Raw genomic sequence first — 11,889 nt, 5'->3', positions numbered from 1 at the left:
TTTGGTTTTGGGTGTGCCTCCTTTGGGCCTAATTTTTTTATTTCTCTTAAATTTTTAGTAAAATAAAAGGTACAAACACCTCAAAATGTGTTTTACTTTTTTAGACACTAAAAACTTTTTGCTATGACCGACCGCATACAATCCTTCGAAGAGTATCAGCAGGAATATGACCTAAGCATCCGGAAGCCGGAAGAGTTCTGGGCTGATAAAGCCAAAAAATTTACCTGGCATAAAGAGTGGGACAAAGTGTTGGAGTGGAATTTTCAGGAACCCAAAGTCGAATGGTTTAAAGGAGCGAAGCTCAATATCGTGGAAAACTGCCTTGACCGGCACCTGGCTACCCGGGGCGATAAGCGTGCTTTAATCTGGGAACCGAATGACCCAAATGGCCAGGCAAAAACCTATACATATAAGCAGCTCCATAAGGAGGTATGTCGTATGGCCAATGTGCTTACCAATAATGGGGTGCAAAAAGGCGACAGGGTATGTATATATATGCCCATGATTCCTGAGCTGGCTTTTGCAGTGCTGGCCTGCGCGCGTGTTGGTGCAATACACTCGGTGGTGTTTGGTGGCTTTTCCTCTAATGCGATTGCCGACCGTATTAATGATGCCGGCTGTAGCTTTGTTATTACTTCTGACGGTATGTATAGGGGAGCCAAGGAGCTGAGCGTGAAAGAAACGGTCGATGAGGCCCTGGAGAGTTGCAGCACAGTAGATAAGGTGCTGGTGGTGCAGTACACCCACTGTAAGGTAAAAATGGAAGAGGGCCGTGATATCTGGTACCATGAGGCGCTGCGGTCGGCCGGAAAGGAAAGTGAGCTGCAAATTATGGACGCCGAAGATATGCTGTTTATCCTCTACACCAGTGGCTCTACCGGAAAACCAAAAGGGGTAGTTCATACCTGCGGTGGCTATATGGTATATGCTGAATATACTTTCCGGAATGTGTTTCAGAATAAAGACAGTGAGGTGTACTGGTGTACGGCCGACATTGGCTGGATAACCGGCCATAGCTATATTTTATACGGGCCGTTACTTGCCGGTGCCACAACCGTTATGTTCGAGGGCGTTCCAACCTGGCCGGATGCCGGCAGGTTCTGGCAAATTGTTGAAAAGCATAAAATAAATATTTTCTATACCGCCCCTACCGCCATTCGAGCTCTTATGACGCATAATATCGATTATGTGAAGAAGCACGACCTGAGTTCTCTTAAGGTGCTGGGCTCAGTAGGGGAACCTATTAATGAGGAAGCATGGCATTGGTACCGCAATAATGTAGGGCGTAAAGATTTGCCTATTGTCGATACCTGGTGGCAGACGGAGACAGGCGGCATCATGATTTCGCCCCTCGCGGGTCTTACGCCGCTCAAGCCTAGCTTTGCCACTTATCCGTTGCCGGGCGTGCAGCCGGTTTTGCTCGATGGCGATGGCAATGAAATAAAAGAAAATGGAGTAGAGGGCTACTTAGCCATAAAGTTTCCGTGGCCAGGCATGATTCGTACCACCTACGGCGACCATGAACGTTGTCGGAGGACCTACTTTGGCGTTTATAAAGGCTACTACTTTACCGGCGATGGCGCTCGCCGTGATGAAAAAGGCATGTACAGGGTTATTGGCCGGGTCGACGATGTAATCAATGTATCGGGCCACCGCTTTGGTACGGCCGAAATTGAAAATGCCATCGATGAACATCCGCAGGTGGTAGAGTCGGCTGTGGTAGGTTTTCCGCACGAAATTAAGGGGCAGGGTATTTATGCCTATGTTATTTGTGCGGAAGGATGTGAAGATGAAGATAAGCTGCGGCAGGAAATCCACGAAGAGGTAATAAAGCAGATAGGAAAAGTGGCAAGGCCGGACAAGATACAGGTTGTGGACGACCTGCCCAAGACCCGATCCGGTAAAATTATGCGCCGCATCTTACGGAAAGTGGCCGAAGGAGAAACCAGCAGCCTTGGCGATACCTCCACGCTGCTTAACCCCGAGGTAGTCGAATCCATTATTCAGGGGCGACGGGTATAGTGCTTTACTCATAATTAGTAGTCAACTCAGCTGCCCAATATGGCCTCTGAGGTTTTCTGTTCTGTATTTGCCTACAACCAGAAAAGCAGTAGAGGTGAGTGGGGGTAATAATCAGGCCCGGATCCATTGGCTAATCTTTCAGCTTCGGAAGCCTGTAGCCAACCTGCATCAGTACCAAAAGCAGCAGGACTGACAAAAAAAGGGTGCTCTCCTGAGCACCCTTTAACCATCTTTACTATTAAAATGTCTATTCAGCAGCTGTTTCTGCCTGGAAGGAAGTATCGGTATTGGCTGGCCAAATATTATTGGCTCGTTCCACATCGGCCATACGCAGGGTGGGGTCAATCTCAATCGATTCAATTTCGTTTACACCACGCCCGATAGTGAGTTTGTATTCAGGGAAAACCCAGGGCCAATCCTCTTTTACCGTGCGCTCAAGTCCCAGGTCTTCCTCTTTCTCTCCACGCATAATTCTTAGAGGGATGTAGTATAGCTCTTTGCTGCCATCTTCGTAGGTGACTACCAGGTCGATTGGCATCGGTATTTCGCCAATCCGCTCCAGGGTAACCTGGGTTTGCTCGTTATTGCCCGATACACCAGTAATGCCATAGTCGATGGTGTTGGTGGTGCCAATCCACTGGTTAAAGAGCCAGTCCAGCTCCAGGCCGGAAGTTTTTTCCATTACCCGCTTGAAATCCGTTGGGTTGGGGTGCTTAAACTTCCAGGTATCGTAATAGCGGCGCATGCCTTCCATTAACACCTCTTCGCCTAAAATATAATTCAGCTGGCTGAGCAGCAGGGCTCCTTTAGAATAAGAAGAGATGCCGTAGGCGCGATTCGTAATATAATGGTCGGCATGCGTGGTTAATGGCTCCTGCAGTCCGCTCTTTACCAGGTTTACATAGCCTGCGTAGCTGCCAAGGTGAGGATTTTCCTGCCCCTGGTTGAACAGGATGTTCATGATGTAGTCGGAGGCATAGGTGGTAAAGCCTTCGTCCATCCAGGGGTAGAGCGACTCGTTTGTCGCCAGCACATGCTGATACCAGCTATGTACTGCCTCGTGTACAGTAACGCCTACGAGGCTTTCGAGGCTTCTTTCGCCGGTAATCATGGTGGCCATGGCATACTCCATACCACCATCGCCTCCCTGAATAATAGAGTACTGATCGTAAGGATATTCTCCGAACTGCTCGTTCATAATCTGGAAGGCCTTAACAGCGTAAGGCTGCAGTTCTTTCCAGTTCTTAGTTGTTTTAGCGCCTGGCTGGTAAACGAAGTGCAGTAGCGGGCCGCCAGGTACCTGAGCGGTTTCATGTACATAATCGGGGTCGGCTGCCCAGGCAAAGTCATGTACGTTGGGCGCCACAAAGTGCCAGGTGAGCTTTTCGCTCTTCGGGCGCTTAACTGCCTTGCCTGAAGTAGCATAGCCGTGGCCAATTTCCTGCGGGTTTTGTAAATAACCTGAGCCAGCGACAAGATAAGAAGAGTCGATGGAGATTTTTACATCATAATCGCCCCACACGCCATGGAACTCACGGCCAATGTAAGGGTTTGAGTGCCAGCCTTCATAATCATACTCGGCCATTTTTGGGTACCACTGCGTCATGGTATAGCGGACGCCTTCAGCATTGTCGCGACCGGTACGGCGGATTTGCTCTGGTACCTGTGCATCAAACTCCATATCGAAAGTTGCTTTTTGCCCGGGTAGTATAGGCTTTGCCAGGTCTACCTCTAGAATAGTGCCATTGGTTTCATAATCCACCTTCTTCCCGTTCTGCTTCAGTGAGTTTACATTAATGTAGCCAATCTCATCCTCCTCCAGTTTAAAGATGCGGTCACCCACCCGGCGGTCGGGGTCGGCTATGGTGCGGGAGCGTACGTCCATCATGCTACCCGGCTGAAAAGCATTCAGGTACAGGTGGTAAAATACCTGATGGAGGGTGTCGGGGGAGTTATTGTAGTAAACAAGCTTTTGGTCGCCGGTATACTGGTTGGTATTAACGTTAAAGTCGACATCCATGTCGTACTCAACACGCTGCTGCCAGCGGTCGGGCTGGGCAAGCAGCGGAAGAGCGCTTATCCAGAACAGGCTGGTCCAAACTATTTTTTTAATCATAAATGATATATTAAAAATTAGGTAAAAATTAATTAGACTTTTCTTTCGCTCTAAAATAAGGCAGAATTATTAAAAAATCTGCCTTTTCAGATAAAGAGCGGCAGGAAAATAGCAAATTATGCCCTTAAATAATAATCAGCTTTGCTGGCTCCTGCCTGCTTAACATCCATAAAAACCGTGCCTGAATACCGAAACCTGCCAGAACAGAGCACTTATGAGAGGAGCAGCAAGGAGGAGGTGATGCTTCCCGGCCCTGTTTGTACAGACAAAGTGGGAGGCCGGGCAAACATTGAGGGGCCTAATCATTTTATAGTACTATGGTTCATTTTCTCTCAACGACACATAAATATGTTTAAAATTGCCCTGAAATACGGAGTTCTCATTGTTCTATTTACCTTTATCTGGATTTGCCTGGAATACTGGGCAGGCCTCCATGCCGACTATATCGATTATCATCCACTGGCGACACTCCTGTCGCTCGTAGTACCTCTTCTTCTTCTGTATTATGCCATGCGGGAGGCTAAGCGTGAGGATGATGGGGAATTTACCTATGGCGATGCATTTAAGACAGGTGTGTTTGTTACCCTGGTGGTGGCTTTGCTCAACCCGCTGGGACAGTGGCTCTTCCAGCAAATGGTTTTTCCCGGCTATCTGGAAGCTATGCAGGCCCATGCGGAAGCAAAACAACTGGCCCAGGGAATTGATGTGGAGGTGGCGCAACAGGTGGCCGCGGAGGAGTATGCGCTGGATAGCTTTTTGCTGCGGGCGGTTTTAGGCTCTTTAACGGCAGGCCTTGTGATGTCGGCCATACTCGCCATTTTTGTACGTGATAAGGCCCTGCCAAAAGGCAGCTGAGGATAAGATAAGGACAGGGGCAGCCGGGAAAGGAAAGTTTCTTACTTCATTTTAATGGCAATAATGGAAACATCATCGCGGATGGTGGTGTCTTTTGCCCAGCTTTCTCCATATTTGACGAGTGCATTGACAATATCTTCGGAAGGCAGGTGGGCCACTTGGCAGAGGTATTCTGCCATGCGTGCAATGCCCAGACTTTCTTTTTCATCATTAAAGCATTCGATAAGGCCATCGGTCATGGAAAGGAGTATATCTCCGGTTTCGAGAACTACTTCCTCTTCTTTGTATTGCTGTTTCTCATGAAACCCCAGGAAAATACCTGTAAGCCTTACCTGCTCGACCGACTGGCTTGCGCTCCGGTAAACCAGTATAGGTGGCATGCCTGCGGCTGTTATTTTAAATGTCTTTCCGGATTGTTTGATGATGGCGAGGCCCATGTACATTCCCCGAAGCTTCAGGTTTTTAATGCCCCTGGAAATGGCCTGCATAATTACAGCGCCAGGCTGGACGCACAGGTTCTGAAAATAGCTCTTTGCAGTCGCTACCAATATGCCTGCCTTTAATCCGTGGCCGGTAACATCACCTATGGCAAAGGTAATATTTCCTTTTTCATCTATTTCATAATCGTAGTAGTCGCCGCCCACTTCCGAGGCACTGGAAAGGTAAAGCTTCAGGTCGAGGTGGGGGAAAGCCGGGGGATCGTGGGGGAGCAGGGCCAGTTGTAATTCGCGGGCTTCCTGTAGTTCAGCACTCTTCCGGTCATTTTCTTCCTCCAGTGCGGCATACGCCTGTTGTAATTTTTCCTGCTGCTGCTCGAGCTCCTGCTGGGTAGCATGGATGTTATCGAGGTAGGAGTTCAGTTCTTCATTTCCTGCCAATAGCTCCTCGTTGGCTACATGAAGCTCTTCCGTGCGCTTTTGCACTTCACTTTCCAGCAATCTGCTTTGCTGCTCTTCCTTTTTAAGCTGTTTTCTCAGGAATACAAAAGTTAAGCAGAGCAGGCTTATGCTGATAAGGTTTCCGAAGACACTGTTGGTCTTGATTTTCGCTTTGGCCTGGTCGGACTGGAGTTTTCGTTCCCACAGGAGTGAGCGGTTTTTCTCTTCAAACCGCCTGATTTCCTTCCGGAGGCTGTCCATCAGTACTTTACCTTTTTTTTCGCGTAAGGATTGTATAGCTTCCTGTGGGCTTTTATAGCGGCTCAGGTTAATCAGGTGGTCGTAGGTAAGATGTACCTCCTGCAGTAATTTCCGAATCTGATCGAGGTGCGCGCGGTGTTCAAGATTGGTATTCGCCACCTGCTCCAGGTCGAGGAGTTGTTGAGGACTCAGCTCGCGGGATTTATAATAAGCATCCAGAAAGGAATTATCCTGCGTAATAAGGTAGCCCCTCTCGCTGGCTTCCATCTCCTTCATCAATGAAATCAGCTCTTCTGTCTTTTTCAGTACCTCATAGGAGGCGGTAATATCTGCATATTCCGCTGTAAATTCTTCGAGGCTACTGTAAGAAACATAAGTTTCATACAAGAGCAGGCCCACAGCAATGGCAAAAGCACAGTGGAGTACAAGCTTCTTCTGAAAGAGGCGCCCATAGAAGAGGCGGTGCCGGAGCCTGCTGCCTAAAAGTTTAAGAGCTTGAACAGTCAAAAGAATATGGCTTTAGAAGCAAAATACAATTATAAGCATTTTCGCTTACATTTAGCAAGATAAGCTTCCAATAAAGCAGGAGTTGACGTGCTTATTTAGCCCTTTCGGGTAAAAAAAGTCGGGAGTGTCGAATTCCACCAAGGGTATAATCGGCTGTACTAACTGCCGCGAAGGTAAAAAGGTAGGGATAAAAAATATTACCGGATTTTTTCTGCTTTACCAGCCACAGGGACGCCTGCCATGGAACTAACATCCTGCTCTACCTTTAGCCGGAATTTGGTAAAGTAAAGAGTAGTTTCTCCTTCAAAGCCGGAATCGATACCCAACAGGAGCCAAAGTTCCCCTTTTTCATTGGTAGTAACGGAAAATGGTACGGTGCTGCTCCGATCAATGAGGGTATAGGTAAAATCATTCAGGTTTGTCCCGATATGGCCTAAAACTGTCATGTCTTTTCCTTCCTGGGCCTGGTTTCCTTTGTCGAAGTTTACCAGCCAGTAAGGAGTGCCTCCTACCATTTCTTTTTCTCTGGCAGGGGGGTAAGCGATGGCCCCCGCCTTCAGGTAAACCGAAGCACCCGGGCTGCCGCCTATACCTACAGAATTCCTGGGGGCATTGGATGCCAGTTCAACATTAAAGGATATCAGGTAGGGAGTGTTTGGTTTAAGGTCTTCGACTTTTCTGTAGAGGTACATGAACAGATCATCGCTGTAGTTATGGCCACTCAGCATAAGGGAAGGCTTTGTCTGCCCGCTTTCTTTGGGTAAGGGAGAAGAGCCGGAGCGAAGCTGGAACATCTCCTCCTGATCTGCCGGGTAATCGGCAAAGTCTGCAGTCCAGTTGGTATTTTCTGTTTCGGTAAATTTAAACACGTAGTCGTAGCCTGCATCTGAATTGTCAAGCTCGGCCATAGAGTCAGTAGTGCAACCGTTCAGGAGCGGAAGCGCTAAAAAGAATAGCAGAGGGTAGAGGGCTCGCATGTTTAAGGGGTTCTGCCATAAAGACACATGTTTTCGGTAATACGTTGTAGAATAATTAGAAATAATAATGGTTTAGTCTATGTTTTTTGAAATATTTTTTCTGTCCTGCTCCATTTTTTTATCAGGAGTCAGGGGTGGCTGGCTTAGGTTTGCTTTTTGAGTATCTTCTTCGACTCTTTGAGCAGCAGGGCGGTCTTCCTGCCTTTGCTTAAGTCGCTGCTGTTCAGCTTCCATTTTTTTCTCCGGAGTTAGCACCTCATCGGCCAGGCTTACCCGCCCGTTATTTGCTACTTTTTCAACGACTGTATCCTGCTGGTCCTGAGGAGAGGGAGTCGCTAGGGGCATTTTTTCTTTGTTGCCGTTCATCTTTTGTTCCAGATGGCTCACCCGGGCTTTTAAATCTTCTATTTCGCCTTGAGTAGTAGAGCCATAGTCTACTCCAAATTTAGCGGCCAGTATTTTTATTTCTTCTTCAAATTCTTTGCGTTGAGCGCTTGTCTTGCTGATAAAATCGTCAACAATACGCCGTCCTTCTTCCGACGAAATTTTGCTGTCTTTCACCAGCTCGTCGATAATTTCTTTAAATCTTTATAGTGGTAAGCGATAGCAGTCCTACGCCAGTATATATAAACTTCTTTAGAAGATCTTCCATGAATAAATAATTGTAAAAGGTTAAAAAATGATGCTCGCAGAAGAGTGCTCCTTTAGTATACGAGTTGTGGATAAAAAGTTGCTGCTTGAGAGCATTAAAAGCAGTTTTTAGAAAAAATAAAAGCCCTTTCTCCTGAATGATCAGACTTGGAATCCAAAACCGCCCAGTCTCAGGTGGAGGCAAAAATCAGGGGATGAAGAGGAGAGCTTTGACAGGACCGCTGCTTAATTCAGGTGAGGTTCCAGTGCTGGTTTACTCTTCTTTATGAGAGGGTAGGCGGGGCTGTGCAAAAGCGGGCCCTGCCTTTAGTGGCAGGGTTAGGGAGTAGGGAAAAGATGGTGAAGAAAGGAGCGGGAAAGTGGGTTTTGCTGGTGAATAAACTGCCTTAACCAATAGGTAATTGTTTTGGAGCAGCTTTTTTGAGCCTTTTTAACTTAGCAATGGCCTGTGCCGAAGGGGGCTTTACAGCCAGGCCTTACCAAAAAACATGGAGGCTGCTTACAACCTTTAGGTGGATCCAACGTTCTATAGGCAGATTTCTCACACTTTTTGCAGATGATGTTTTAACTTAAATTTTTACGCAATGAGAAAAACTTTTTTAACCCTTATAGTAATGGTGCTTGCTTCGGCAGGTGTAATGGCGCAGGCGCAGTTTGGTGCACGGGCCGGCTTTAACGTAACAACGGTGAGTCAAGATACTGATTTTGGGGATGCAGAAGAACCCTGGAGGCCTGGATTTAATATAGGGCTGGCAAGCCAGTTCCGGATGAGTGAAATTTTTGCCATTGCTCCTGAGTTAATTTATACCCAGCAGGGGTACCTGGTAGAATATGCTACCGGAGGTGAAAGAAACGTGCGTTTCGATTATTTAAAGCTACCCGTTTTGTTTCGCCTGACCTTTGGCGATATTCTTAAAGGTTACATCAATGCAGGCCCGAGCCTTGGGTATTTCCTCGGAGGTAAATTCCGCGAAGAAGGCAGGTTAAACCTTGATCCGATAGATGAAAAAATTGTTTTTGGTGTTGAGGGAGACGAAGAGTGGGATTTAGATGCCAATCGCCTGGAACTGGGTCTTGGCTTTGGTGGAGGTATTATGCTGGATACCGAAGCAGGTAGTTTCTTGATAGACCTTCGCTATACCCGGGGCTTTACCGATGCCGCTAATTTTGAAGATGGCGAAACGGAAGCATACAAAAACCAGGCAGTTATGGTATCACTTACTTTCCTGGTGCCTTCTGTGAGAGAATATGATTATTAAAGATTGTGGTTTATGATGATGAGAGACCTCTGCCTGTAATGGGCAGGGGTTTTTTAATGCCTTTCCTGCTATTCTGTGATAGCCCGTAAATAACGCTGTACCGACAGCTCAAATGCATTTTTCGCCCCTGATAATATATTCCGGTCGAGCCAGCCGCCGTATATCCTGTCGAAGTTTACTTCCTGTAAAGAACGATGAATGTGCATTACCCTGGATGCGGAGAGAGGGAGAAGGTTGGGGTAGCTGCGCATAAAGCTTACATAACGGCGGTCCATGGTTACCTGTAAAGTATCGCCGGTAAAAAGCGCACCCCGCCCGCCAGCGCTTTGCGGGTATTCCAGTACACAGCTTCCGGGGAAATGGCCCCCGCACCGGATGATCTTTATTCCTTCCCACAAAGGCAGTTCCTCTCCCTCCCAAAACTGAATTTCATTGGCCGGCCGCATTACCCAGTCCCGGTCATCTGCATGCAGGTAAACAGGAATGCTTCCGAAAGCCTGACTCCATTCGACCATGGCCCCATAGAAATGCGGGTGCGAAATGGCGATAGCTTTCAAACCTCCGAGCTGGTCAATAAAACGATGGGTGGCATCGTCTATGAATGAGAGGCAGTCCCATAAAATATTGCCCTGGGGCGAGCGGAGCAGGAGGGCCCGCTGGCCAATGGCAAAAGCAGGCTCTGTGGATATTCCATATAAGTTGGGCTCCAGCTGCCTGATGGTGATCTGCCGCGATTCCACCAGTTCAGTAACGGAAGTCCATGACTGCCCTTCCCAGTTTACATACTGCCTTTCGTCTTCACAAATCAGGCAGCGGGCGGGCGGCTCGTAAGAGGGGGCATACTGGGTTCCGCAGGTGGTGCAGAGATAATGTTCCATGAGCATTGGGTCAGTTAAATAAGCGGGCTGTGTAGCTTTGAACTGTTCCTGACGGGAAAAGCTTTTCTTCAGGAACAGCTGCAATTATGCTAAAAATACAGAAAGTTTGGCAATAGATAAAGCGGAAGGGTTTAGGCAGCAGAGGGCTGCTTCCGCCGGGCACCTGTAAGAAGATAAACAAAGGCAGCAGCAGCCAGCAAAGCGCCAATTCCGAAAGCATAGGCAAAGTTGTCTGGATTGCCTCCGTAGATCCAGCCTGAGAAAAGAGCTCCCAGTCCTATACCCAGCTCCAGCGAAATATACATGGTTGCAAGTCCCCTGCCCCGGAATTTATCGTGGCTCAGGTCAATCGTCCAGGCAAAAACTGTTGGGGAGCTTACTCCGGTAGACAAGCCAAACAACACCCCGCCGGCTAAAAACATAACCGTATTCTGGGCAAATCCTACGAGGAGCATGCTTACTACCAGCAATGCGGCGCCGACCCTGAGTACAGGAATACGGCCATAGGTATCGGAAACTTTTCCGGCAAAAAAGCGAACCGCGACCGAGGCAATGGTAAAAAACATAAAAAATATACCCCTGTTTTCAAGGCCCAGGTTATCGCTTACCTCAGGGCTGAGGGTAAGGATAGCGCCGAACGAAAAGGTGGTAAAAAGCAGTACTACACATGGGGCAAGCACGGCAGGTTCAAAAATTTCCTTTAACCGCAGCTTTAGCAGCGAAGGGTGAAAAGGCTGCCGCTCTGCAAGGCTCTCCTTCATGCCTGAAAGAATAAGCACCGATAAAATGGCGGCTCCCGAGGAGGCATAAAACATTATTTCGATTGAGGCAACATTCGCCAGTGTGCTTCCTATGGCCGGTCCGCAGGCCATGCCTAAACTACTAGAGAGGCCAATCATGCCCATAGCCTCGCCACGGCGGCTGGCGGGCACCACGTCGGCTACATAGGCAGAGGTGCCTGTAGGGGTAAAGCCGGTGGAGAAGCCATGCAGCAGGCGAATGGCCAGCAGGGCTGCTACAGTATTGGCCAGCGGGTACATAAAGCCCATGATGAAACACACAGTTGCACCGAAAATCATGACCGGGATTCGGCCGATGGTATCCGCCAGCTTTCCGCTAAAAGGGCGGGAGATACCTGCAGTCAAGGTAAACAGCCCTATGATTAAACCGATGTACTCCCCGCCTCCCATGCTTTGGAGGTAGTTAGGAAGTTCCGGAATAATAAGGTTAAAGCTGGAAAAGAAAAGAAAGGTGCTCAGGCAAAGAAGAATAAACTGGAGTGTGTAAATCGACTGCTTTTCTTTCATAAGAGCGGTTTTATATCAATGGCTGAACAGGCTTTCCGGGGAGAAAAAGTGCCGCAGTTTACTAAAATATCCGGACATGAAAGGATACAAACGCCGACCTGTTCTGCTAAAACAAAAAAATACGCAGAAGAAAGTAGTTACTTTCCTCTGCGTAAGAAGGGTTTATGTTTATGAATAC

9 protein-coding genes are annotated in these 11,889 nt (G+C 47.9%); 3 read left to right on the top strand and 6 right to left on the bottom strand.

Annotated elements, in window-relative coordinates:
• Nucleotides 1-123: 123 nt before the first annotated feature.
• Nucleotides 124-2,022 (top strand): acetate--CoA ligase, encoded by a 1,899-nt coding sequence (gene acs, locus F752_RS0102290; protein ID WP_017730109.1) that lies wholly within the window; start codon nucleotides 124-126, stop codon nucleotides 2,020-2,022.
• Between the two features lie 247 nt (nucleotides 2,023-2,269).
• On the opposite strand, the gene F752_RS0102285 is transcribed toward acs, so the two are convergent.
• Nucleotides 2,270-4,138, bottom strand: coding sequence for a M1 family metallopeptidase (locus tag F752_RS0102285; protein ID WP_017730108.1), 1,869 nt, complete (start codon nucleotides 4,136-4,138; stop codon nucleotides 2,270-2,272).
• A 348-nt stretch (nucleotides 4,139-4,486) separates the two neighbouring features.
• Here F752_RS0102285 and F752_RS0102280 point away from each other — a divergent pair, with 348 nt between their 5' ends.
• Nucleotides 4,487-4,993 (top strand): DUF4199 domain-containing protein, encoded by a 507-nt coding sequence (locus tag F752_RS0102280; protein WP_160164071.1) that lies wholly within the window; start codon nucleotides 4,487-4,489, stop codon nucleotides 4,991-4,993.
• Nucleotides 4,994-5,034: 41 nt separating this feature from the next.
• On the opposite strand, the gene F752_RS0102275 is transcribed toward F752_RS0102280, so the two are convergent.
• The 3 genes from F752_RS0102275 to F752_RS0102265 form a co-directional block, all read right to left on the bottom strand.
• Complete coding sequence (locus F752_RS0102275; RefSeq protein ID WP_017730106.1) at nucleotides 5,035-6,639, bottom strand: SpoIIE family protein phosphatase; 1,605 nt, start codon at nucleotides 6,637-6,639, stop codon at nucleotides 5,035-5,037.
• Between the two features lie 197 nt (nucleotides 6,640-6,836).
• A complete protein-coding gene (locus tag F752_RS23335; RefSeq protein WP_017730105.1) occupies nucleotides 6,837-7,616 on the bottom strand; it encodes a hypothetical protein in 780 nt (259 codons plus the stop codon).
• 72 nt (nucleotides 7,617-7,688) lie between these two features.
• Nucleotides 7,689-8,177 carry a hypothetical protein gene (locus tag F752_RS0102265; protein WP_017730104.1) on the bottom strand — a complete coding sequence of 163 codons (489 nt, stop codon included), beginning with the start codon at nucleotides 8,175-8,177 and terminating at the stop codon, nucleotides 7,689-7,691.
• 674 nt (nucleotides 8,178-8,851) lie between these two features.
• Between F752_RS0102265 and F752_RS0102250 the strand changes: the two genes are divergently transcribed.
• Nucleotides 8,852-9,526, top strand: coding sequence for a porin family protein (locus F752_RS0102250; RefSeq protein ID WP_017730101.1), 675 nt, complete (start codon nucleotides 8,852-8,854; stop codon nucleotides 9,524-9,526).
• A gap of 68 nt (nucleotides 9,527-9,594) precedes the next feature.
• Here the strand turns inward: F752_RS0102250 and F752_RS0102245 are convergent, their stop codons facing one another.
• Nucleotides 9,595-10,404: an MBL fold metallo-hydrolase gene (locus F752_RS0102245; RefSeq protein WP_026135461.1), complete on the bottom strand. Its 810-nt coding sequence runs from the start codon at nucleotides 10,402-10,404 to the stop codon at nucleotides 9,595-9,597.
• Nucleotides 10,405-10,535: 131 nt separating this feature from the next.
• A complete protein-coding gene (locus F752_RS23330) occupies nucleotides 10,536-11,711 on the bottom strand; it encodes an MFS transporter (RefSeq protein WP_017730099.1) in 1,176 nt (391 codons plus the stop codon).
• Nucleotides 11,712-11,889 lie beyond the last annotated feature (178 nt).

The sequence above is a fragment of the Nafulsella turpanensis ZLM-10 genome, from assembly GCF_000346615.1.
GTDB lineage: Bacteria > Bacteroidota > Bacteroidia > Cytophagales > Cyclobacteriaceae > Nafulsella > Nafulsella turpanensis.
Note: the sequence above shows the minus strand (reverse complement) of the source record. Positions and strands in the feature narration are given on the sequence as shown.

Excerpts from the sequence above, each read along its gene's own strand:
- F752_RS23330 (WP_017730099.1), bottom strand. The coding sequence starts at position 11,711 with ATGAAAGAAAAGCAGTCGATTTACACACTCCAGTTTATTCTTCTTTGC.
- F752_RS0102245 (WP_026135461.1), bottom strand. The coding sequence starts at position 10,404 with ATGGAACATTATCTCTGCACCACCTGCGGAACCCAGTATGCCCCCTCT.
- F752_RS23335 (WP_017730105.1), bottom strand. The coding sequence starts at position 7,616 with ATGCGAGCCCTCTACCCTCTGCTATTCTTTTTAGCGCTTCCGCTCCTG.
- F752_RS0102250 (WP_017730101.1), top strand. The coding sequence starts at position 8,852 with ATGAGAAAAACTTTTTTAACCCTTATAGTAATGGTGCTTGCTTCGGCA.
- F752_RS0102280 (WP_160164071.1), top strand. The coding sequence starts at position 4,487 with ATGTTTAAAATTGCCCTGAAATACGGAGTTCTCATTGTTCTATTTACC.
- acs (WP_017730109.1), top strand. The coding sequence starts at position 124 with ATGACCGACCGCATACAATCCTTCGAAGAGTATCAGCAGGAATATGAC.
- F752_RS0102285 (WP_017730108.1), bottom strand. The coding sequence starts at position 4,138 with ATGATTAAAAAAATAGTTTGGACCAGCCTGTTCTGGATAAGCGCTCTT.